This window comes from Rhodococcus yunnanensis NBRC 103083 (assembly GCF_001895005.1).
Classification (GTDB): Bacteria; Actinomycetota; Actinomycetes; order Mycobacteriales; family Mycobacteriaceae; genus Rhodococcoides; species Rhodococcoides yunnanense.
This window is the reverse complement of the sequence record NZ_BCXH01000008.1, coordinates 19,898-42,573: the sequence shown is the minus strand read 5'-3', so window position 1 is coordinate 42,573 and position 22,676 is coordinate 19,898. Positions and strand designations below refer to the sequence as shown.

The 22,676-nt window shown below is 63.7% G+C and carries 23 protein-coding genes; 7 read left to right on the top strand and 16 right to left on the bottom strand.

Features of this window, described 5'->3' with window-relative positions:
* Nucleotides 1-11 precede the first annotated feature (11 nt).
* Nucleotides 12-899, top strand: a complete 888-nt coding sequence (purU, locus tag RY1_RS14680; RefSeq protein ID WP_072804332.1) for a formyltetrahydrofolate deformylase — start codon at nt 12-14, stop codon at nt 897-899.
* 7 nt (nt 900-906) lie between these two features.
* On the opposite strand, the gene RY1_RS14675 is transcribed toward purU, so the two are convergent.
* The 6 genes from RY1_RS14675 to RY1_RS14650 form a co-directional block, all read right to left on the bottom strand.
* Nucleotides 907-1,938, bottom strand: coding sequence for an alpha/beta fold hydrolase (locus tag RY1_RS14675; protein WP_072804585.1), 1,032 nt, complete (start codon nt 1,936-1,938; stop codon nt 907-909).
* 16 nt (nt 1,939-1,954) lie between these two features.
* Nucleotides 1,955-2,695, bottom strand: a complete 741-nt coding sequence (locus RY1_RS14670) for a MerR family transcriptional regulator (RefSeq protein WP_072804331.1) — start codon at nt 2,693-2,695, stop codon at nt 1,955-1,957.
* A gap of 58 nt (nt 2,696-2,753) precedes the next feature.
* On the bottom strand, nt 2,754-3,047 hold the full coding sequence (locus tag RY1_RS14665; RefSeq protein WP_072804329.1) for a DUF2516 family protein: 294 nt from the start codon (nt 3,045-3,047) through the stop codon (nt 2,754-2,756).
* A gap of 180 nt (nt 3,048-3,227) precedes the next feature.
* A complete protein-coding gene (locus RY1_RS14660; RefSeq protein WP_072804327.1) occupies nt 3,228-4,013 on the bottom strand; it encodes a heparin-binding hemagglutinin in 786 nt (261 codons plus the stop codon).
* A complete protein-coding gene (locus tag RY1_RS14655; RefSeq protein ID WP_084727451.1) occupies nt 4,010-4,552 on the bottom strand; it encodes a helix-turn-helix domain-containing protein in 543 nt (180 codons plus the stop codon). The genes RY1_RS14660 and RY1_RS14655 overlap by 4 nt, the downstream gene beginning before the upstream one ends.
* 99 nt (nt 4,553-4,651) lie before the next feature.
* A complete protein-coding gene (locus RY1_RS14650; protein ID WP_245819674.1) occupies nt 4,652-5,902 on the bottom strand; it encodes a DUF445 domain-containing protein in 1,251 nt (416 codons plus the stop codon).
* A gap of 130 nt (nt 5,903-6,032) precedes the next feature.
* Here RY1_RS14650 and RY1_RS14645 point away from each other — a divergent pair, with 130 nt between their 5' ends.
* From RY1_RS14645 to RY1_RS14635, 3 genes are all read left to right on the top strand, one after another.
* Nucleotides 6,033-6,782 carry a TetR/AcrR family transcriptional regulator gene (locus tag RY1_RS14645; protein ID WP_072804324.1) on the top strand — a complete coding sequence of 250 codons (750 nt, stop codon included), beginning with the start codon at nt 6,033-6,035 and terminating at the stop codon, nt 6,780-6,782.
* A 76-nt stretch (nt 6,783-6,858) separates the two neighbouring features.
* Nucleotides 6,859-7,839 (top strand): iron-siderophore ABC transporter substrate-binding protein, encoded by a 981-nt coding sequence (locus tag RY1_RS14640; RefSeq protein ID WP_072804322.1) that lies wholly within the window; start codon nt 6,859-6,861, stop codon nt 7,837-7,839.
* A 33-nt stretch (nt 7,840-7,872) separates the two neighbouring features.
* A complete protein-coding gene (locus RY1_RS14635) occupies nt 7,873-9,093 on the top strand; it encodes a lipase family protein (RefSeq protein WP_245819673.1) in 1,221 nt (406 codons plus the stop codon).
* 388 nt (nt 9,094-9,481) lie between these two features.
* Here the strand turns inward: RY1_RS14635 and RY1_RS14630 are convergent, their stop codons facing one another.
* A complete protein-coding gene (locus tag RY1_RS14630; RefSeq protein WP_072804581.1) occupies nt 9,482-9,943 on the bottom strand; it encodes a PPOX class F420-dependent oxidoreductase in 462 nt (153 codons plus the stop codon).
* 50 nt (nt 9,944-9,993) lie between these two features.
* Between RY1_RS14630 and RY1_RS14625 the strand changes: the two genes are divergently transcribed.
* Complete coding sequence (locus tag RY1_RS14625) at nt 9,994-10,866, top strand: PPK2 family polyphosphate kinase (RefSeq protein ID WP_072804321.1); 873 nt, start codon at nt 9,994-9,996, stop codon at nt 10,864-10,866.
* 16 nt (nt 10,867-10,882) lie between these two features.
* On the opposite strand, the gene RY1_RS14620 is transcribed toward RY1_RS14625, so the two are convergent.
* From RY1_RS14620 to RY1_RS14590, 7 genes are all read right to left on the bottom strand, one after another.
* Nucleotides 10,883-11,104 carry a hypothetical protein gene (locus tag RY1_RS14620; protein ID WP_072804319.1) on the bottom strand — a complete coding sequence of 74 codons (222 nt, stop codon included), beginning with the start codon at nt 11,102-11,104 and terminating at the stop codon, nt 10,883-10,885.
* Nucleotides 11,105-11,215: 111 nt separating this feature from the next.
* Nucleotides 11,216-12,256, bottom strand: a complete 1,041-nt coding sequence (locus RY1_RS14615; protein ID WP_072804318.1) for an NAD(P)-dependent alcohol dehydrogenase — start codon at nt 12,254-12,256, stop codon at nt 11,216-11,218.
* Nucleotides 12,257-12,363: 107 nt separating this feature from the next.
* Nucleotides 12,364-12,639 carry a DoxX-related protein gene (locus tag RY1_RS14610; protein WP_072804316.1) on the bottom strand — a complete coding sequence of 92 codons (276 nt, stop codon included), beginning with the start codon at nt 12,637-12,639 and terminating at the stop codon, nt 12,364-12,366.
* Nucleotides 12,636-14,927, bottom strand: a complete 2,292-nt coding sequence (gene metE, locus RY1_RS14605; protein ID WP_072804314.1) for a 5-methyltetrahydropteroyltriglutamate--homocysteine S-methyltransferase — start codon at nt 14,925-14,927, stop codon at nt 12,636-12,638. The genes RY1_RS14610 and metE overlap by 4 nt, the downstream gene beginning before the upstream one ends.
* Nucleotides 14,928-14,969: 42 nt before the next feature.
* Nucleotides 14,970-15,854, bottom strand: coding sequence for a 3-hydroxybutyryl-CoA dehydrogenase (locus RY1_RS14600; RefSeq protein WP_072804313.1), 885 nt, complete (start codon nt 15,852-15,854; stop codon nt 14,970-14,972).
* Nucleotides 15,855-15,902: 48 nt separating this feature from the next.
* Nucleotides 15,903-17,192, bottom strand: coding sequence for an isocitrate lyase (gene aceA, locus RY1_RS14595; RefSeq protein WP_072804312.1), 1,290 nt, complete (start codon nt 17,190-17,192; stop codon nt 15,903-15,905).
* Between the two features lie 512 nt (nt 17,193-17,704).
* Nucleotides 17,705-18,109 carry an SPW repeat domain-containing protein gene (locus tag RY1_RS14590; protein WP_072804311.1) on the bottom strand — a complete coding sequence of 135 codons (405 nt, stop codon included), beginning with the start codon at nt 18,107-18,109 and terminating at the stop codon, nt 17,705-17,707.
* A 172-nt stretch (nt 18,110-18,281) separates the two neighbouring features.
* Between RY1_RS14590 and ramB the strand changes: the two genes are divergently transcribed.
* Nucleotides 18,282-19,694, top strand: coding sequence for an acetate metabolism transcriptional regulator RamB (gene ramB / locus RY1_RS14585; RefSeq protein WP_072804310.1), 1,413 nt, complete (start codon nt 18,282-18,284; stop codon nt 19,692-19,694).
* Nucleotides 19,695-19,816: 122 nt separating this feature from the next.
* A complete protein-coding gene (locus RY1_RS14580) occupies nt 19,817-20,656 on the top strand; it encodes a DUF3159 domain-containing protein (RefSeq protein ID WP_072804309.1) in 840 nt (279 codons plus the stop codon).
* A gap of 22 nt (nt 20,657-20,678) precedes the next feature.
* Here RY1_RS14580 and RY1_RS14575 read toward each other — a convergent pair whose 3' ends face one another.
* Together RY1_RS14575 and RY1_RS14570 are read right to left on the bottom strand one after the other, a co-directional pair.
* The gene (locus RY1_RS14575; protein WP_072804308.1) at nt 20,679-21,776 is read right to left on the bottom strand and encodes an LLM class flavin-dependent oxidoreductase; all 1,098 of its coding nucleotides are present in this window, start codon (nt 21,774-21,776) and stop codon (nt 20,679-20,681) included.
* A 53-nt stretch (nt 21,777-21,829) separates the two neighbouring features.
* Complete coding sequence (locus RY1_RS14570; protein ID WP_245819672.1) at nt 21,830-22,663, bottom strand: NADPH-dependent oxidoreductase; 834 nt, start codon at nt 22,661-22,663, stop codon at nt 21,830-21,832.
* Nucleotides 22,664-22,676: the final 13 nt, after the last annotated feature.

The window sequence follows — 22,676 nt, the reverse complement described above, 5'->3', positions numbered from 1 at the left end:
AGAATCGGCCCATGAGTTCTGCTGGTGTCGTCGACGACCGTCGCTACGTTCTGTCCCTCGGATGCCCCGACCGCACGGGCATCGTCGCCAAACTCTCGACATTTCTCGCCGACATCGGCGGCTGGATCGTCGAGGCGGCGTACCACGCCGACCCGGACACCGGATGGTTCTTCACCCGGCAGGCTGTCCGTGCGTCCTCGGTGTCGATGAGCATCGAACAACTGCGTACCGAGTTCGCGGCAGTCGCAGCCGACATCGGACCGGAAACCGAATGGACACTTCATGATTCCGGTGTCCGCAAAAGGGTGGTCATCCTCGTCAGCAAGGAAGCCCACTGCCTGCACGACCTGCTCGGACGGGCTGCAGGCGGTGAACTACCGGCCGAGGTGTCCGCCGTCATCGGCAATCACGAGTCGCTAGAGCCTGTCGCCACGGCGCACGGCATCAAGTTCCATCACGTCGAGTTCGCGAAGGACCCGACCGAACGGGGCCCGGCGTTCGACGAGGTTCGCCGCCTCGTCGACTCGTACGATCCACACGCCGTCGTCCTCGCCCGCTTCATGCAGGTGCTGCCACAGGATCTCTGCGAGCACTGGTCCGGGCGCGCGCTCAACATCCACCACAGCTTCCTGCCGTCGTTCGTCGGTGCTCGGCCCTATCACCAGGCGTTCGCGCGCGGTGTGAAGCTGATCGGCGCCACGTGCCACTACGTCACCGCCGAACTCGACGCCGGTCCGATCGTGGAACAGGACGTCATCCGCGTCGACCACTCCGACGAGGTGGCCGACATGGTCAGGCAGGGGCGCGACATCGAGAAGCTCGTGCTCTCCCGCGGCCTGCGCTGGCACTTGGAGGACCGGGTGCTCGTGCACGGCAAGAAGACGGTGGTCTTCAGCTAGAGCAGCGCTACAGGTTGCGGAGCCGCGCGACCTCGGCGTTGAACTCGTCGATCGACTCCACCGAACTCATGTGTCCGACGCCGGTGAGTTCGATGAGTCTGCTCAGGTGGTCGTGCGCCTTCAGTGCCCCCGCCAACCTGCGCGCATGCACCGGGGGCGTCAGGCGATCGGCGGTGCCGACCAGCACGCTGGTCGGCACGTTCATGTTGGCCAGCGCTTCGTGAATATCGAGATCGGTCAGCGCCGCGCCCCAGATTCCCCTGGTCCGCGGAGCGCACTCGAGCACGATCTTCTCGCAGAACGCGACCTCTGCCGCCGACGCGCCAGGAGCCATCGACACGTACTTGATCGCTTGACGCGTCACCGGTGACGGACGCAGAGGTACCGCCGACTTCAGCACGACGCGACCCAGCGGAACCGGGACACGCGGGAACCGTGTCGGAAGTGGGATGACAGTGGTCTCACGGACCAGACTGTCCGTCGCCGTACTGGCCAGCAGCACCGCGCTGACGAGCCGATCGACCTGCTCGGGGTAACGCCCCGCCCACGCCATGACCGACATTCCGCCCATGCTGTGGCCGACGAGTACCGCTTTGTTGTCCTCGGCGACCGTCGCGGCAAGCACGTCGGCCAGGTCGTCGGCGAGCACGTCGGGCCCGAGCGGCCTCGATCCGACATCGCTGCGTCCATGACCGCGCTGGTCGTAGACGATCACCTGGTAGTTCTCCGCGAACGCGTTGATCTGCGGGATCCAGAAATCGGCCGAACACGTCCATCCGTGACTGAAGACGATGGGCGCAGCGCTGGGGTCGCCGTAGACGCGGACATGCAGTTCGGCGCCGTCGTCGGTGACGACGGGAACGATGCGAGGAACGAGGACCGGCGTCCGCAGCAGCGCATCGGGCTGCGCGTCGGAGGTGGTGACGAACGAGTTGCCCCTGCGCCTACGCAGCAGGAAGGCACCGATACCCGCAGCTGCGGCAAGGCCTCCGATACCAACGGCGGCACCCTCGACGGCTCTACGTGTGACCACGAACATCTCCTTCGTTGCAGCGTTACCGATCCGTCGCAGGCGCGGCATCACCACCGTGCTTCGCGACGACCTCTTCCATGACCAACGTGATTCGGTGGTCCATAGCTTCCGTGAACAACGCAGTGACCGTCTGGTGTGCCAGAGGTCTCAGCCGGTTCACCAGCTCGGCAATGTCCCCCACCGTCGCAGCATCGGTCTCGAAAGGATCTTGTCCTGCACCGAGGAATCTGTCTGTGATCAACGCAACAAAACGACCCGCGACGTCATCGAGATCCCGGCGCACAGCCTCGGTCTGATCGAGCGTCCGGCTCAACGAGATTCCGGCAGCCGACAACAACCGCGCCGCCTCGACCAGCAACGGGTTGTCGACGCGATAGCCGTCTCCCGACGTGGCGATGACCCCGAGTTCGACGCCTCGGTCCAGGTCGGCATCGGAGACGTCATCCCCGAACATCGTCTGCATATCGGCGCGAGAAAGGTGCGCGGAGTCGGGTGTCTGCACGGCGTCATCAGTCTCGAGCACGTCCTCGACGCGCAGGCCGGACTGCGCCGCCGTCAGAAGCTCACCGATGGTGGCAAACGTGTAACCACGATCCAACATCCGAGAAATCAGCCCGAGACGTGCCAGGTGCGAGGTGTTGTACCACCCGGTCCTGCCCTCCCTGCGCGGCGGCGGAAGAAGACCCCGGTCCTGGTAGACACGCACATTCCGCACACTGACGCCCGCACGCCGAGCCAAGTCGTCGACGCGATACTCGATCATGACTAGACGATATGCGCCCGAGCAGCGAAACCGTTGGCCTGCTGCGGCGACCCCCAGGTCACCAACGAGGGCCGCGCTGAATCGCGTCGACCTTGGGACGAACATCGACGAGGTACACACACACCGCGACAACGCCGAGCAAACCGATGAAGTTCACCGCCCCGAACACGAAAACAACCAGCAACGCCACCACGAGAATGCCCAACCACACAGGCTTGGTCAGCTTGTCGACCGCCGTGAACGCATCAGGACGTTGACGCGCCGCATGGAAAACCGCATACGCGGCACCGGCCAACGCGACAAGGCGAAGGGCCAGAAGGATCAAAGACGTGAGGCTATCGACGGCTGGCACCCCGCCATACTACGCAAAACGCCCCTCGCTCCGCTCCACCGGCAAATCGCCCCTCGCTCCGCTCCACCGGCAAATCGCCCCTCGCTCCGCTCGACCGGCAAATCGCCCCTGCATTGATCCGCCCAGACAAAACACCCCCTGCATCGATCGATGCAGGGGGTGGATCGGCTGACAGGAAGGTCAGGCCTTCTTGGCCGGTGCCTTCTTGGCGGGCGCTGCAGTCTTCTTGGCCGCCGCCGCGGGGGTAGCCGCAGGGGCACTCTTCGCCGGTGCGGTCTTCTTGATCGGTGAATTGTTGGTGCCGCGGGTCTTGGACTCGACCTTGCCTGCGGTGCCGCTGACCTTCTGCGAGGCGTCGGTTGCCGCCTCCTTGGCATTCTCGCCTGCCTCTTCGATCTCGTCGGCCAGGTCGTCGGCAGTGTCACGAACCTTGTCCGACGCGATGCCTGCGAGAGCAGCAGCGCGTTCGCCGACCGCGCGAGTCTGCGAAGCGACGGTGCCCAGCGCCTGCTCGGTCAGGTCGACGACGTCGTTGGCGGCTGCGTTGGCACGCTCGATGCCTTCTTCGACGGCGGGAGTGCGGCGGATGCGCTCGACGGTCTCCTCGCCGCGCTCGGCGAGCGAGGTGTACAGATCCGACGCCACCTTGAGGTAGGCCTCGGCGACCTTGCGCAGTTCCTCCGGAGTGAAACGCTCACGGAGTTCGGCGATCTCGTCGGGGAGTTCGGCGGGAAGATTGGTCAGACGCTCGCGGAGCGACTCGACTCCTTCGCTGACGTCCTCGGAGAAGTCGGCCAGACGAGCGCGGGCGGTATCGACGCGGTCGGTCACCTCGGTGCCGCGGACCTCGGCCCGCGAACGCACCTGCGCAACCACATCGGCCACGGCCTGAACTACCGCATCGCCTGCGCCGACGGCGGCGAAGATAGGCGTCTTGACGGTGTCGAAATTCTTGGGATCAGTCATTGGGAAGACTCCTGTATGGGTGATTCTGGGTCTGAGTGCAGTTCTGGTTCGGTCGACGACGTCGTATCCGACGACGTGGCGTCGTTCGTCTTCTGCTTCTGCTCGTTCTCGCGACGAAACGAGTCGTAGATCTCGATCAGCACGTGCTTCTGCCGTTCGGTGATCTCCGAATCTCCGAGCAATGCATCTCGAACCGGACCGTGTGGACGTTCTTCCAAGAATCCGGCCCGTACGTACAACGCTTCCGATGACACGCGCAGACCCTTGGCGATCTGGGCGAGCACCTCGGCGGATGGATTGCGCAACCCACGTTCTATCTGGCTCAGATACGGGTTGCTCACCCCCGCCCTCGACGCGAGTTGCCGCAGTGAAACCTGCGCGGCCACACGCTGTGAACGGATGTAACTGCCGATGTCCGACGCCGCCGTGGTGACGACGCTGGCGACGAGATCACTCGCCTCGGCTACGACTTCTGTCGCCTCGGATACCTTGGCGACAATCCCCTGATTGTCGATTTGATCGTCTTTGCTGGGGGCCATGTTCACCGCTCGTTCCTGGTTCGAAACTCGTGGTTTCGGTGTACTTGCCCGAGATTACCCAAGGGTGCTAGCTATTGCAAGCACTCTGCTAGCAGCGGGCTAGAACAGCAGATTCGACAGCGAGTAGATCGCGAGTCCCGCTATGGATCCGACGACGGTGCCGTTGATGCGAATGAACTGCAGGTCACGCCCGACCTGCAGTTCGATCTTGGAACTCGCCTCCTCGGCATCCCAACGCGCGACGGTGTCGGTGATGATCGTGGTGATCTCGTCCGCGTAGTTCGACGCGATGTACCGCGCTCCCCCGAGGAGCCACCCGTCGACCTTGCCGCGTAGTTCGTGGTCGTCGCGAATCCGCACACCCCAGCTCGCGACGTTCTCGCTGATCTTGAGGCGCAATGTGCTCGACGGGTCGTCGACCGATTCGGTGATGAGTCTCTTGGCCACTTTCCACGTGGCCGCTGCGAGGCCGGTGATCTCCTCTCGCCCCATGATCTGAGCCTTGAGCGACTCGGCCTTCTCGATGGTCGCTGGATCGTGCTGAAGATCGTGCGCGTAGTCGACGAGGAACTTGTTGGCGGCGAGCCGGAGTTCGTGATCAGGATTGGACCTGACCTTCCAGGTGAACTCGACGATCTCCTTGTAGATCTTCTCGCCCAGCAGAGTGTCGACGAACTTCGGCGACCACGTCGGCGAATCCCGCGACACCACGCGATCGATGGTCTCCTGGCTCCCCAGCGCCCATTGGTGCGCACGCTCGGCCAGCATGTCGATCAGCGGAAGCTGACGGTTCTCCGTGATCAACTCGTCGAGGACACGCCCGATCGGCGGACCCCACTGCGGATCGGCGAGCCGACGCACGATCGTGGAATCGATGACCTGGGTGATATCGGCGTCGTTGAGCACTTCCACGACGCCGTGCATGACGGTCGCCGATTCGGCGGCGACGCGTTCGGCGTTCTCCGGAACGGCGAGCCAGGTTCCCAGGCGCAGCGGAATCTGCGCGGACTGGACCTTCTCGGAGACGACGTCGGGCGCCAGGAAATTGCTACCGACGAACGAGCCGAGACTCGACCCGAGCTGATCCTTCTTCTTCTTGATGATCGCGGTGTGCGGGATCGGAATCCCCAGCGGGTGTTTGAAGAGCGCGGTGACGGCGAACCAGTCGGCGAGCGCACCCACCATGCCCGCTTCCGCCGCCGCCCGCACATATCCGACCCAGTCGCCGGCCCCCCGCGATTCCTGCCAGCGGCACACCAGGTAGACCACGGTCGCGAAGACGAGGAACCCTGTCGCGACCATCTTCATCTTGCGAAGGTCGCGGCGCTTGGTCGCGTCGTCGAAATTCATCAGCTGCACCCACGCCATTGTGCCCGCGCCCGGGGACATGCATTCGGGGGCGAGGTGCGGTACGCGCGATCGCTTGCTCGACGCTTAAGCTGATGCCCGGACGTACGACGATGGGATACGGCGGACACACGTGGCGAGAAATGCGACATCGACAGCCAAGGCGGACCCGAATTCACGTTCCAAGGACGCGCAGCCCGAGGACGCGGAACCGAAGGTCGAGAAGCCGGACGGGCGTAAGCGGCGCTGGCGCGAGCACAAGATCGCACGCCGAGAAGAGTTGGTGGACGGCACCCTTGCCGCGATTCGACTCCGCGGACGCGATATCGGCATGGACGAGATCGCGTCGGAGATCGGGATCTCGAAGACGGTTCTGTACCGGTATTTCACCGACAAGAACGATCTGACCAACGCGACCATGAGCAGGTACGTCGAGACGACTCTCGCGCCGCGGATCTACGACGCGATCTCCGAGGAACTCGACGAATATCACTTGACCAGAGTTGTCATCGCCGCATATGTGGAGACGGTCGCCACGGACCCCGAGGTCTACCTCTACGTCATGTCCAACAGCGCTGGGCCCAACCGCGACGTCGTGGCGGAGTCGGAGCGCATGATCGCCGAGTTGCTCGCAACGGTGCTGGGTGAACGCCTACGAAGTCGCGAGATGGATTCCGGTGGATCCGTGCCGTTCGCCTTCGCGATCGTCGGGGCAGTTCAACTGGCCACGCACTGGTGGATCTCCAACAAGTCGATGTCCGCAGAAGACCTCATCGACTACCTCTGCATGATGGCGTGGGGCGGAATACACGGCGTCGCGATGGCCGACGGTTCGCCCGCGAAGTTCAAATCTCAGCCGCATCCTCTCGTCGTCGAGGAATGACACGGGCCCAGGTGGTCACGAACGCGGCAATCGTCGATCAGTTCTCGAAACCGGCGCCCATAGGTTAGCGTTGCCTATGCACATCTTCAAACGTTCAACGTTGGTACCGCTGGTAGCTGCACTGTCGGTCGTCGTGTTGACCGCCTGCAGCGGAAGCAGTGACTCCGAGTCCGAGACCGCCGAAGGTGCCACCGTCGACACCATCTTCGGCGAGGTGACCGTCCCCGCCGACCCGCAGAGAGTCGTCGCCCTCGGTTGGTCCGACGCCGAAACGGCGCTGGCCCTCGGAGTACAACCCGTCGGTGCGAGCGACTGGCTCGCCGTCGGCGGCGACGGCCTCGGCCCGTGGGTCGACGAGTCCTACGACACCGCGCCCACCATTCTCGGCACCTACGACGTGAGCATCGAGTCGGTCGCAGCCCTGAAGCCGGACCTGATTCTGTGGACTCGCAGCACCAACGACAAGGCCGTGTACGACAAGCTGTCCGAAGTCGCCCCGACCGTAGGCGCACCCGTCGGCACCGAGATCGCCTATGGCACCACGTGGGACGGGCAGACCCAGCTGGTCGCAGACGCTCTCGGCAAGTCCGAGGAAGGTGCGCAGCTCATCGACGACACCAACGCCGACTTCGACGCCGCAATCTCCGCCAATCCGGAGTTCGCAGGCAAGAACGTCGCCGTCGGAACCCTCTACAGCGGCCAGCTCGGCGCCTATGTCGACGGTGATGCCCGCGTCGAATTCATGAAGAGGCTCGGATTCGTGAACTCCCCGGCGATCCAGTCGCAAGCGCAGGACGGCAAGTTCGCAATCGATCTGTCGGCCGAGAACGTCGCACAGCTCGATGCCGACCTGACCGTCATGTTCCCGATCGGTGAGACTGCAGACGCCATCACCAACGATCCGTCCATCCAGGGCCTGCCGGTCGCTCGCGACGGACGCCTGGTCGTTCTCGACGACCAGAACCTCAGCAATGCCTTCTCGAGCGCCTCGGTCGCCGGGACGCAGTACGCCATCGAGAACGCTGTGCCTTTGTTCGCCGCGCCCCTCAAAGGATAAGTGCGCGCACTCGGACGTGCTTCGATTGCACCTGTGTCTCGAATTCGGCGTCGGCGGAGTGGAACGGCAGCAACGTGGGCGGCGGTCGGGCTGTGCGCGATGACCGCCGTCGCCTGCGGAGGCGACGACACCGCAGTACCCGCATATTCGACGACGCAGCCTGCCGCGTCCGACGAGGCGGTTGCCGCCCGGGGAACAATCGTGACCAGCACGACCGACACCGATTTCGACGTCGCGGCCTTCCCCGCGGGCACATCGGCGGCGACGTTCGTCTATCGGTCCATCTCGGGCGTCACCGGCGAGTCGACCGACGTGAGCGGAGCGCTGTTCGTTCCGTCCGGTGACGCGCCGCCCGGGGGTCGACCCGTCGTGGCCTACGCACACGGAACCGTCGGCATCGAGCCCGGATGCGCGCCCACCGAAACCTCGCAGCTGTCCGGCGACGCCGGGGCGGTGTCGTTGTTCCTCGACCGTGGATACGCCGTCGCTTACACCGACTACCAAGGTTTGAGCAGCCAGACCGACGCACCTCCGCACCCCTATCTGGAGCCGCGCACCGCCGCATTCGACGTCATCGACTCCGTCCGAGCCGCCCGTACTCTCGACCCGACACTGTCCACCCGGTGGCTGGCTGTCGGCTCGTCCCAGGGAGGCCACGCAGCCTGGGCCGCAAACGAATACAACCCTGCGTACGGCGATGGTCTCGACCTCGTCGGCGCCGCAGTCCTCGCACCGGCCCTCGACGTCTCCCCCGTCGTCGACAAGGCACAGACGTCGACTCTGTCCGGCGGCCAACGAGCCATCTACCCGATGATCGTCGAGGGTGCTTCGGCCGTCGACCCCGGAATCGACCCGGCCGACCACCTGCACGGCGTGCTCGGCGAGAAAGCGGAGGCATTGATCTCGTGCGGGCCGGCAAGCGCACCCGCGAAGTCCGCTGCAGCCGCCGACCCGCAACCCGGCGATACGACGGCATCCAGCACCTCCGCGGCGCAACAACTCACCTCGCGCCTCCAGCAGTACGCACTCCCCGGGGCGGCGTCACCGGCTCCGATCCTCGCTGTCTACGGCGGCGCCGACGACATCGTGCTCCCCCAGTGGACCGAAGTCGCCCTCGGGCGCGCCTGCGGATTCGGCGACACGGTCCTCCGCGTGCGCCTCGAAGGCCAGGGACACTCGGTCGACCCAGGATCACTCCTCGAAACCTGGATCGCCGACCGCTTCACCGGCCTCCCCGCGCCGAGTAACTGCTAGTTTCGGCGGTCTTTCGGGGTGACCGAATGTCGCCCTCGCGCACTCGGAGTGGGTTTCGGGGTGACCGAATGTCGCCCTCGCACACTCAGAGTGACCCAATGTCGCCCTCGCACACCCACAAGTGACCCAATGTCGCCCTCACACACCCACAGGTGACCCAATGTCGCCCTCACACACTCAGAGTGACCCAATGTCGCCCTCGCACACCCACAGGTGACCAAATGTGACATTCGCACACAGGCGCACCGTCAAAGTGACCCAATGTCGCCCTCGCACACTCAGAGTGACCCAATGTCGCCCTCGCACACCCACAGGTGACCGAATGTGACATTCGCTCACCAACGAAACGGGCTCACCAACGGAAGCAGGCTCACCCCTGCGACCGAGGTCAGACCCTGCCCGGCGGGAAACCGCCTTCGGCGATGGGGCCCCAGGATTCGATGGTGATGCGGATCAACGATTTTCCCTGCTTTCGCATTGCCTCGCGGTACTCGTCCCAGTCCGAGTGCTCGCCGGCGATACTGCGGAAGTATTCGACGAGCGGTTCCACGGAGTCCGGCAGATCGATGATCTCGGCGGTGCCGTCGATCTGGACGTACGCGTCGTTCCACTCGTCCGAATGGATGCACACCGTCACCGCGGAGTTGCGTCTGATGTTGGCGACTTTGGCGCGCTCCGGGTATGACGCGATGACGATGCGGCCCTCGGAGTCGAGCCCCGAGGTGACCGGTGATACCTGCAGGCCGCCGTCGCGCTTGTGGGTGATGAGTGTCGAGTGGTGGCGCGGCGAGACGAACTCGAGCAGACGAGAACGCGCGACGGATTCCGCGGATGCAAGTTTCGGAGCCATGAATCCCACAGTAATCATGAAACGCACGGCAATGGGGTTAGGGTCGCCCCATGGCCAAGCATGCGAAGAAGAATTCCGAGTCTCTCTGGTCGTCACCGGCCGCCGAAATTCTGCGGGCAACGGACTCGACCCGCATCGACGACATCGATTTTGCGCTGACACCGGGATTCGACGGCAAGAAGGTCGACGGGCAGGCTTTGCTCGCCGAGCGGGGCGAGGTGTTGTCGGCGTTGCAGGAGAAGCTGTACGCCAACGGCCGAACCGGCGATCTCCGATCCATTCTGTTGGTGCTGCAGGGGATGGACACCGCAGGAAAAGGAGGGATGGTTCGGCACGTGATCGGCATGGTGGACCCGCAGGGCGTCGATCTCGCGTCGTTCGGGGTGCCGACGAAACAGGAGCGCCAGCATCATTACCTGTGGCGCATACGCAAAGAACTTCCTCGCGGGGGACGGATCGGGGTGTTCGATCGATCGCATTACGAGGACGTGTTGGTCGTGGCCGTGCACGACCTGGTGCCCCGCCAGGTGTGGGAGCCCCGTTTCGACGAGATCAACGCGTTCGAGAAGGAGCTGACGGACGAGGGCACACACATCGTCAAGGTCGCGTTGTTCGTGTCGCCGGAGGAGCAGCGAAAGAGATTGCAGGAGCGGCTCGATCGACCGGACAAGCACTGGAAGTACAACCCGGGAGACGTCACCGAGCGTGGTTTTCTGCCGCAGTACCGCACCGCCTATCAGCGCGTCATCGACAGGACCAACACCGATTACGCGCCGTGGCACGTCATTCAGGCGGACAAGAAGTGGTACAGCAGGCTCGCGGTCACCGAATTGCTGATCGATGCCCTGGAGAAGCTCGAACTCGACTGGCCCGTCGCCGATTTCGACGTCGAGCTGGAAAAGAAGCGCCTCGCCGAGAGCTAGAGACGCCGCTCGACGGTCACAGCAACCGCGGTGTGTCCCGATGGATCCTGTGGTCGTGCTTGACGACTCCACCGACGAGTCCCATTGCCGTTGCGATGGCCACGACGCACACGCAACCGGCGAGTATCGCCAGCGCTCCGTGTCCGTAGCCTGCGGCGACGAGGAACATGCCGAGTGATGCGACCGCAACCACGAACAAGCCGTACGCGGCCCAGCCGGTGAACGTGTTCAGTTTCATCTCGAGTCCTCCGTTGCATGAAAGCGACCCGATTTCGAAGCTACGCTCGCCCGGCTGGGCACGTCACCACATTCCGAACAGAAATTCCCGAGGATCAAAAAGTCCCGAGGGTCAGAAAGTCTTGGCGTCGATCACGAATCGGTACCGCACGTCGCTCTTCAGCACCCGCTCGTACGCCTCGTTGATCTGCTCCGCCGAGATGGTCTCGATTTCGGCGCCGATGTGGTGTTCGGCGCAGAAGTCGAGCATTTCCTGAGTCTGTGCGATGCCGCCGACCATCGATCCCGCGAGGCTGCGGCGGTTGGCGGCGAGGGTGAATCCCTGCACCTCGATCGGCTCGGACGGCAGACCGAGGATGACGAGCGAGCCGTTGATCGCCAGCAGGGACATGTGCTTGTCCATGTCGATCTTGGCGGACACGGTGTTGATGATCAGGTCGAATTCGCCGGCGAGTTTCTCGAAGGTCTTCTCGTCGGAGGTGGCGTAATAGTGGTCGGCTCCGAGGCGCTTGCCGTCCTCTTCCTTGCTCAGGGTCTGGCTGAGCACGGTGACCTCGGCGCCGAGAGCATGCGCGATCTTCACGCCGACGTGGCCGAGTCCGCCGAGACCGATGATGGCGACCTTCTTGCCCGGCCCCGCTCCCCAGTGCTTGAGCGGCGAGTACAGCGTGATGCCCGCGCACAGCAGTGGCGCAGCGACGTCGAGTTCGATGCCCTCCGGAATGCGCAGCACGAAGCCCTCGGTGACGACGATGTGCGTCGAGTAGCCACCCTGGGTGATGGAGCCGTCGGGCAACCCAGCGTTGTAGGTGCCTGTCACACCCTCGATGCAGTACTGCTCCTCGCCCGCGAGACAGGCTTCGCACTTGCCACAGGAGTCGACGAAACAGCCGACGCCGACGCGATCGCCGACCTTGTGTCCGGTCACGTCGGATCCTATCTCGGCGACGATGCCTGCGATTTCGTGTCCGGGGACGACCGGGTAGTTGGTGCCGCCCCACTCGTTCCGTGCGGTGTGAATGTCCGAATGGCAGATACCGGCGTACTCGACCTTGATGAGGACGTCCTTCGGGCCGAGCTCACGACGCTCTATCGTGACCTTCTCGAGAGGGGCGTCTGCGGCTGTGGCCGTGTAGGCAGAAACTGAAGTCATTCATCCATTGCTACCTACGCATCGGTAACCTTGCAAAACGGACACTCGCTCGAGCAGGCTATTCCCGGCTCGAGCGAGTGATTGACGACAAATTCAGCTGGTGCGCGCTAGCTGTTCCGTGCGATGTTGTATCCCAACCAGCCGACGTAGGCACCCAGGCTCACCAGCCCGAACTTACGAGTCTTCGGATGCGCGATTGCGGCTCCGACAACGAGCTCGGTCGCACCGTTGCGCGTGATCCAGGTCTTGGTGTCCTGCGGAAACGGCCGCTTGGTGATGCCCTCGAACGCCTCGGGGACGACAAAGTGCGCTGCACCCGTTGCGGCCAATCCGATTCCGAACACCTTCGGAAGAATCCCGCCCGACTTCTTCGATTTGCTCACCGATCGATCCCCTGTTCCGCTCGTCGGCGCACCCGTCGCGCCGCTGCCACCAAATTACGCAGTGATGGTTCGAGTTGCCAATAGTGACGCGTTTTCAACCCTCCGTCGGGGTTCGCCCACAACCGATCGGGATCGACGGTCCGCGCTGCCTGCGTCAGCAGTTCGTCCAGCTCGTCTATGTCCGGGATTCGCGCAGAACGACTTTCGTACACCCCCGGCCCCACCCCGTGACTCAGCACGTTCTCCTGCAGCGCCCCGAGAACCCAGGTGATGGACCTCGTCGCGACGACCGCCGTCACATCGCAGTCGAGCTTCTCGATGGCCTCGACCACCGACGCCCTGGTCGAGTAGCTCAGGTGCGTGTGAATCTGTGTCTGGGGTTTCGCGCCTGCAGTGGCCAGCCGAAATGCCGCGACCGACCAGCGGAGATACTCCTCACGCCCCTTCTCCCGCAGCGGAAGTAGCTCACGCAGCGCCGGCTCGTCGACCTGGATGATCCCGATCCCCGCCTTCTCCAGGTCGGCGATCTCGTCGCGGACCACGAGCGCCACCTGGTCGGCCGTCTCGTGCAGCGGTTGGTCCTGGCGAACGAACGACCGGGCGAGCATCGTCACCGGGCCCGTCAGGATCGCCTTGACCGGCTTGTCGGTCAGCGACTGGGCGAAGGCCGTCCATTCCACACTCATCGGCGCCGGGCGCGCAACGTCTCCGTAGAGAATCGGCGGTCGGACACAACGAGATCCGTACGCCTGCACCCACCCGTTGGTCGTCGTGGCGAATCCGTCGAGCGCGTCGGCGAAGAATTGGACCATGTCGTTCCGCTCGATCTCGCCGTGCACCAGGACATCGAGTCCGATGTCCTCCTGCAGACGGATGACCTGTTCGATCTCGCTCTCGACGAGCTTGCGGTACTCGTCCTCGCTCAGCCTGCCCTGACTCAGTTCGTATCGAGCCTGGCGCATGGCTCCGGTCTGAGGGAACGAACCGAGTGTGGTCGACGGCACCAGCGGCAAGTGCAGCGCCTCCTGCTGCGCGATCTTGCGCTCGGCGTAGGGAATTCGCTCGCGCATCTCGGGAGTGATGTTGTAGACGCGGTGCCGCACCGCGTGCTTCTGCTTGAAATGCACCTCGGTAGGTCTCTTGCGCCACTTGTCCGACGGCCCGTCGGTGAGCGCCTTCGCCAGCGCGACGACTTCTCCTACCTTCTGCTGCGCGAAAGCGAGGCGATCGGCGACGTTGCCGTCGATGTCGTACTCGGACAACACGTCGTACGGAACATGAAGGAGCGTCGACGATGTCGAGACGACCAGATCGGGGCACACCTCTTTCAGCCGGTTCAGGTACTCGAGCACGACGACGCGGTCGGCGCGCCAGACGTTGCGTCCGTTGACGACTCCCGCGTAGAGGCGCTTTCGCCTCATGCCAGGGATCGCGGCGAGATCGTCCGGCGTCATCCGTCCCGCGACGAGATCGAGACCGATGGCCTCGATCTTGGTGGCCGCAAGAATCGGCAGAGCCGGTCCGAGTGAGCCGTACTGACCTGTCACGAGCAAGCGCGGACGGAGGGCGGTCGTCGAGAGCGCGGTGTAGGCGCGATCGAGCGCGGCGAGTTCATCCTCGGTTCGTTCGCCGGTGAAGGCAGGCTCGTCCAGCTGAACGCACGTGGCGCCGCGCTTGGCGAGCCGTTCGAGCAGTGCGGCGTAGTGGGGCAGCAGATCGTCGAGCCGGTCGAGTGGCGAAAACTGCTCTGCCGCATCAGGACCCGGTTTGGACAACAGCAGAAGTGACACCGGCCCCAGAACGACGGGACGCAACTCGATGCCCGACGCCCTGGCGCGATCGAACTCGTCGATCAGCGACTCCGCGTGCAGCGAGAACGACGTCGTCTCGTCGATCTCCGGCTGACGATAGTAATAATTCGAATCGAAGTACCGCACCAGCTCTAGCGGCGGGAGTTCCGGCGTACCGCGAGCCATCGTGAAGTAGAAGTCGAGGGGATGAAGGCCGCCTGAGAGGTGCTCGAACCGTGTCGGCACGGCACCGAACAGGAGAGCATCGTCGAGCACGTGGTCGTAGTACGAGAACGTGTTTCCGGGGACCTGAGTCAACCCGATCGCGTGAAGCTCGTTCCAGGTGTCCTCTTGAATGGTGCGTCCGACAGCTTCCAGCGTCGCCCTGCTCGACGAGCCATGCCAGTACGCCTCCAGCGCGCGTTTGAGCTCGCGTCGCAGCCCGATCCTCGGGTACCCCAGGACGCTCGAACCGAACTCGGCTTCACTGCTGGCCATGTCGAGTCCCTTTCAGACCACGCACACCCACACCACGTGTACCTATTTCGCGACCCGACCGTTCTCGTACTTGTAGAACCCCGCTCCGGTCTTCTTGCCCACCAGCCCCGCCTCGACCATGCGCAGCAGCAGCGGCGGGGCGGAGAAGAGCGGCTCCTTGAACTCGGCGTACATCGAGTCGGCGATGGACTTGACCGTATCGAGCCCGACGAGGTCGGCCAGCGCGAGCGGGCCCATCGGATGTGCGAGTCCGAGCACCGTCGCCTTGTCGACGTCCTCCTTGGTGGCGAAGCCCGACTCGACCATGCGGATGGCCGAGAGAAGGTAGGGCACCAGCAGAGCATTGACCACGAACCCGGAGCGGTCTGCCGATCGGACGACCTGCTTGCCGAGTACGTCACCGGCGAATCTCTCCGCCCGTTCCGACACGGCCTCACTCGTCTTCAGTGTGGTGACGAGCTCGACCAGCGGAAGCACCGGCACCGGGTTGAAGAAGTGCATTCCGACGACCCGATCGGGGGCCTTGGTGGCGATCCCCAGTTTCATGATCGGAATCGAGGAGGTGTTCGAGGCGAGAACGGCATTCGGGTCCGTCACCACCGAGTCGAGCTCGGCGAAGATGTCCGCCTTGACCTTCTCGTCTTCCAACACCGCCTCGACCACGAGCTGACGATCGGCAAAATCACCGAGATCGGAGGTGAAGCGCAGCCGCCATGCGGCTTGCTCTCGCTCGCGTTCGGTGATCTTCCCGCTACTGACGCCGCGATCCAACGACCGCAGGATGCGTGCGCGTCCTGCGGCCGTCAGTTCACGTGTCTGCTCGTAGACCAGCACGTCGACGTGAGCGCGTGCGCAGACTTCGGCAATTCCTGCACCCATCTGCCCGGCGCCGATCACGCCGACTCGCTGAATCTTCTCGCTGGTCACGTCAGCTCCCTCTACTACCAGTCGACCGGTCGGATCAGTGCTGACGGATCAGTGGAACTGTCCCTCTTCGGTCGAGCCCTTCAGAGCTGCGGTCGAGGTGTTCGGATCGACCGTGGTGGCGATGGTGTCGAAGTAGCCTGCGCCGACCTCACGCTGGTGCTTGACGGCGGTGAAGCCGCGCTCGGCCGCAGCCTTGAACTCGCGCTCCTGCAGGTCGACGAACGCGGTCATGCCTTCGCGGGCGTAGCCGTGTGCCAGGTCGAACATGCCGTAGTTGAGCGAGTGGAAGCCTGCGAGGGTGATGAACTGGAACTTGAAGCCCATCGCGCCGAGCTCCTTCTGGAACTTCGCGATGGTCGCGTCGTCCAGATGTGCCTTCCAGTTGAACGAAGGCGAGCAGTTGTAGGCGAGCAGCTGATCGGGGAATTCGCTGCGCACCGACTCGGAGAACTTCTTCGCGACCTCGAGGTCCGGGACACCGGTCTCCATCCAGATGAGGTCTGCGTACGGGGCGTATGCCTTGGCACGAGCGATGCAGGGCTCGATGCCGTTCTTCACACCGAAGAAGCCCTCGGCGGTGCGAGTTCCGTCGAGGAACTCCACGTCGCGCTCGTCCACGTCCGAGGTGATCAGCGTTGCGGCCTCGGCGTCGGTGCGGGCGATGATCACCGAAGGAACATCGGCGACGTCCGACGCGAGGCGCGCCGAGGTCAGGGTGCGGATGTGCTGCTGGGTGGGGATCAGAACCTTGCCGCCGAGGTGGCCGCACTTCTTCTCCGATGCGAGCTGGTCCTCCCAGTGCACACCTGCTGCGCCTGCCGCGATCATGGCCTTCTGCAGTTCGTACGCGTTGAGCGCGCCGCCGAAGCCGGCTTCCGCGTCGGCGACGACGGGTGCGAGCCAGTTGGCGACCGAAGTGTCACCCTCGACCTTGGCGATCTCGTCGGCGCGCAGCAGTGCGTTGTTGATGCGGCGAACGACGGTCGGCACCGAGTTGGCCGGGTACAGGCTCTGGTCGGGGTAGGTGTGGCCCGAGAGGTTCGCGTCTCCTGCGACCTGCCAGCCGGACAGGTAGATGGCACGGAGGCCGGCGCGGACCTGCTGGACTGCCTGGTTGCCCGTGAGTGCACCGAGCGAGTTGATGTAGTCCTCGTTGTTCACGAGGTCCCAGAGGATCTCGGACCCACGCCGTGCGAGAGTTGCCTCTTCGACGACGGTGCCCTGCAGCTTGGAAACCTGCTCGGCGGTGAAGTTACGCGTCACGCCGTTCCAGCGAGGATTCGTGTCCCAATCCTTCTGGATCTCTTCGGTGGTCTTCGGGGTGCCGGTGGTCGACATCGTCAGCTCCAGTCTTTTCTGATCTGATCGGCCGGTCGGTGCGCGATTTCTTCACACCGTTGCCAGGCCCTGTGGGTGTTCTCCAGATGCTTCCTAAAAACCATGACACATCCAAAAAGGCCCGTCCACCTGTTACTACTGCCAATCTTGGCTATATTTCCAGATTCGCTTGCTAACGTTGCGAAGATTTTCCGGGCAAAACGCGCGCCAATTGGGCAGGCTTCCTACTCGCCAGTAGGCCAAACCTGCAGGCCGTGAACGCAATGAACGTAAATATAACCGGACGAGCGTACGGCTGGATGGAAATCGTCTGAATCGAGCCAGTCGACTCGGTGCTTTTAGCTAGTTGTGACTGCAATCACCCTGATTTTCCGCCCTCCGACGGGACCAGATGGCCATGACGGCCCCCGGAATCTCGCCACATGGTCAGGCGTCGCACGACAGAGCGCCCTCCCGTCCACCGATTCGAGCCGGTGGACGGAAGGGCGCTCGGGGTCGAGAGAGCTGGCGAGTTACCGCTGCGCGCGCACCCGCGGACGCGAGGACGTCGCAATGAGCGTGCTGGCCACCGGCGCGCGGCGATTACCGGAGAGAACGCCGAGAACTCCGACCGCCGCGATGATCACTCCGCCGACGAGTGCGAACAGATCCGCAGCCATCAGGCCAGCGGGGAATGCGAGGACGACGGGAGACAGCGCGAGCATCAGACCGAGCACCAGGTGCGCCCAGTGGCTGGATCTGGAGGCGCTCGACATGGCCCACAGCGCGGTCCCAGCAGACAGCATTCCAAGGATGAGGATGGCTCCGGACACACCGGTGTCACCGCCGACCGGTAACCAGATGGTCGACACGACCAACACGACTCCCACCAGCAACACGAGTGCATCGCGCGAGACTTCACGGAGATTGTCGGACATGTTTGCCTCCCTCTTACTTAGTAGTGCGAACTTCTTTAGCTGAGCGAACTAGGTCCACTACCGGTATACGCCTGCGCAGCGGGTTATGTTCCCTTCGTCGACCGGATCGTGATCCGACAGTCACCCAGCGAACTTTGCTAAGGAATTTCTTCGCAGGCGTAGCCTGAGGCACATGTCCAAGACCTTTGCGGGCGCGCGGCTACGGCAACTGCGTACCGAACGCAAGATGAGCCAGGTCGCTCTTGCCGGCAAACTCGAAATCTCGGCGAGCTATCTGAACCAGATCGAGCACGACGTTCGGCCGCTGACAGTGCCTGTCCTGCTGCGAATTTCCGAAGTGTTCGGAGTCGACACGTCGTTCTTCTCGTCCGAGGACGACACCAGACTGGTCGCCGAGCTCCGCGAGGTCGCGCTCGACCAGGACATGGGCATCGCCGTCGACGCACACGAGATCGCCCAGATGGTGTCGTCACATCCACAGCTCGCCAGGGCCATGGTCAACATGCACCGCCGCTATCGGAACACGACGGCTCAGCTGGCGGCGGCCACCGAAGAACGTTTCAGCGACGGCAGCGGCAGTGGCTCGATCAGCAAGCCTCACGAGGAAGTTCGCGACTACTTCTATCGACGCCAGAACTACCTGCACGAGTTGGACACCGCCGCCGAGGAATTGACTTCGCGCATCCGTTTCCATCGCGCCGATGTCGCAGGCGAGATCGCCAAACGGTTACAGACGGTGCACGAAGTTCAGATCGTCAACCGCATCGACCTCGGTGAGAACGTACTGCATCGTTTCGACCCGAAGACCAGAGTTCTCGAGATCTCACCGCACCTGTCGGGTGGGCAGAAGATGTTCAAGTTCGCCGCCGAGCTCGCCTATCTGGAGTGCGCCGATCTGCTCGACACGATGGTCGAGGAAGGCGGTTTCACCTCGGATGCGTCGAGGAAGCTCGCGGTTCTCGGCTTCGCGAATTACTTCGCTGCCGCGACAGTTCTGCCGTATCACCAGTTCCACGATGTCGCAGAGGATTTCAGATACGACGTCGAGCGGCTGTCGGCATTCTTCTCGGTCAGCTACGAAACCATCTGCCATCGCCTCTCGACATTGCAGCGTCCCAAGCTACGCGGCGTTCCGTTCTCGTTCGTCCGGGTCGACCGAGCAGGCAACATGTCCAAGAGACAGTCGGCGACGGGATTTCACTTCTCCTCCAGCGGCGGAACGTGCCCACTGTGGAACGTATACGAGACCTTCGCTTATCCGGGCAAGATCATGACCCAGGTCGCCGAGATGCCCGACGGGCGCAGTTATCTGTGGATCGCCCGCACGGTCGAGCGCCGCGCCGCCCGGTACGGCCAGCCGAGCAAGACGTTCGCGATCGGACTGGGTTGTGAGATCCGGCACGCCAACCGGTTGGTGTACGCCGAGGGCCTCGACATCGCCGGCTCGGCTGTCGCGACGCCGATCGGAGCGGGTTGCCGGGTGTGCGAACGATCGAACTGCCCTCAACGTGCGTTCCCCCCGCTCGGCAAGGATCTCGACATCGACGAGCACCGTAGCTCGGTGTCCCCGTACCTCGTCCGCTGATCTCACGGCCGTATCGATCTCACAGCCGTATCGATCTCACAGCCGTATCGATCTCACAGCCGTATCAATTTCACCCCTGATCTCATCTTCCATGTTGCAGGGGTGTCCGCAGATCATTGACCATGCCCGATGACACTCCCCTCGCCCGCAAGCACAACCTGATCGACGCGTTTCTCGAATCACCGCTGTCCGGACTGGCGCCATGGATCGCGATGTCTCTCATCGTCGGCCCTGGTCGGTTCGAGGAAGCCGCGAGCATCGCACTGGGTTTGTCCGTCCTGTTCGTCGTCCTCGGCCACCGACGCGGTGGACGAGTGAAAGTGATGGAATTGTTCGACGTCGCATATTTCGCGATCATCGCCGCCATCGGACTTTTCGCGTCGGCCGGGGTGATCACGTGGATGGAACTGTGGTCCGGCGAGATGACGAACATAGCCCTCGTGGTCTTCGCAGCCGGGTCGATTCTCCTGCGCAAGCCGTTCACGCTGGAATACGCCAGGGAACAAACGCCTGAGGAGTACTGGGACAGCCCACTGTTTCTGCGAATCAATTACCGCATCACCCTCGTCTGGGCGCTGGCGTTCGGATTTTCCGCGCTGGCCGGCCTCTACGGCGTGATCGTCCTGCACACCTCCGACAACTTCTGGACGGGATGGATCCTCCAGATCGGCGCAATGCTGTTCGCCGTCAACTTCACCGAGTGGTACCCCGACGTCGCCCGAGCGCAGATACCGGCGCCGGCGTCGACACCCACCGATTCCGCAGATGCACCGCCGGCCATGAGCGCACTGTTCGACTGGATTCCGGCGTTCGTCGGCATCGTCGGCGCAGCGTTGCTCATCACCGACTCGGGGCCGACGTACCTGGGAATCGCCTTGGTGGTGATCGGACTCGTGGCATTCGGAATCGTTCGACGCATGACCCCGAACACCGCGGCCGTGGCAAGACCTACTGCGCGGTGAAGTCCTACTGTGCAGTGAAGACCTACTGTGCAGTGAAGCCTTTCGCGCGTTCCTTGTCCTCGACACTCCACAGTGTTGTCTTCAGCTCCGCTTTCACCAGCGGGATCACTTCCTCGGCGAACCGTCGGAGTGTGTCCTTCTGTCGTTCGAAGTCGAGATTGTGGTTGATCGACACGGACTGGAAATCGTGACCGTAACTGCCGTGGTAATCGAGAATCTTCTCGGCGACGCGCTCCGGTGATCCGACGAGGGCAGGGCCGCGTTCGACGGCTTCCTCGATGGTCCGGAAGCTGGTGACCTTACCCTTCGCCGCGGGATCGTGCTTGCGCTTGTCCTGCTGCGCGACGGCACCCTCGTACAGGGGACGGAAGTCCTCGATTGCCTGCTCGGTCGTGTCGGCGAGGAAGAGCCCGCCCGACCCCGATCCCACGTACGCCTTCTCCGGGTCGTGTCCGTGTGCGCGGTACTGCTCGCGGTACCGGTCGATCAGCACCTTGTAGTTCTCGCGGGGCTGCAGTGCGTTCGCGGTGACGATCGGGTCGCCCCATTTCGCAGCGAGGTCGACGGCTTCGATCGACGTCGCCGATCCGTGCCAGATCCGGAAGGGTCCGTCGAAGGGCCGCGGCAGGGTCGTCGCGTCGTTCAGCGGATGCCGATGCGTCCCGGTCCAGTCGACGTGTTCTTCGCGGATGAGTCGGCGCAGGAGTTCGTAGTTCTCGGTGAGGTATTCGTACTGCTTGGTGATGTCCAGTCCGAACAGTGGGTACTGCAGGACCTCGTTGCCCTTGCCGATGACGATCTCGAGGCGGCCCCGGCTGAGCTGATCGATCGTGGAGAAGTCCTCGGCCACCCGGATGGGGTCGAGCACGGAGACCACCGAGACCCCGGTCGACAACAGAATGCGATTCGTTGCCTGGGCGATCGCCCCCAGAATCACCGTCGGCGACGACGACAGGACGTCCCCGGCGTGACGCTCCCCCACCGAGTACGAGTCGAATCCGAGTTCCTCGGCGAGAACGGCCATTTCGACGACGCGATTGAGGCGCTCCGACGGATGGACCACGTCGCCGGTGACGGGGTGTGGCGGGTTGAAGATGATGTCGAGAATCTGGAAACGCACGTATAGCTACTTTCTTCGTGAACAACCGACCGATTTGTCTTCGAACGTCCGCTCTAGTGGGACGGCCAGCCCCGGGATACCAGCGAATGCCGAATCTTGTCCCGCCCCTTGAGGGACGAGGCGTCGCGCAGGCGACCCAGCACCGCGGTGGTCCACGGCGTGTCTCGTCCCTGCTCTCGGTTGTACTCGCCGAGTCGCTCGTCGTACGCGGTGACCCCTGCGTCCGCCGCGGCGACGTCGTAGGTGTCGTGGTGGAGAACTGCGGACAGCGGTAGACGGGGCTTGACGCCTGCCGTGTCGTTGCCCGGACGCCCGATCGCCAGCCCGAACACCGGGAAGGCTCCCGACGGCAGCCCGAGCTCGTCGGCGATCAGTTCCGGATTGTTGCGTACCGCACCGACATAGACGGTTCCCCACCCGAGCGACTCGGCTGCGACGACGGCGTTCTGCGCACCGAGGGCAGCGTCGATGAAGCCCAGCAGCGTGCTTTCGAGGTAGTCGGCCCCGTCCAGGGGAACATCGCGGCTCTCCGCGAGGCGACGGGCTCTGCCGAGATCGGCGACGAAGACCAGGAACACGGGAGCTTCGACGATGAACGCCTGGTCACCTGCCAACGCTGCGAGCCGCGACTTACGGTGTGGGTCACGGACCGCGACGACGCTCCAGGCCTGAAGATTGGACGATGTCGGTGCCGATTGTGCGGCCGCGGCAATGGTTTCGAGAGTTGCGGTGTCGATCGGCTCGGCGGTGAAACTTCGAACCGAGTGGTGCCCGAGCAACACATCGAGGGTCTCGTTCCGGTGCGCGAGTTCGGTCAGATCGGGGTCGCGGTAGCGGTGATACACCGGGGCAGACGTCACTCGTTCCATGATCGTCCGCTCCGGCATGTCCACCCAGATT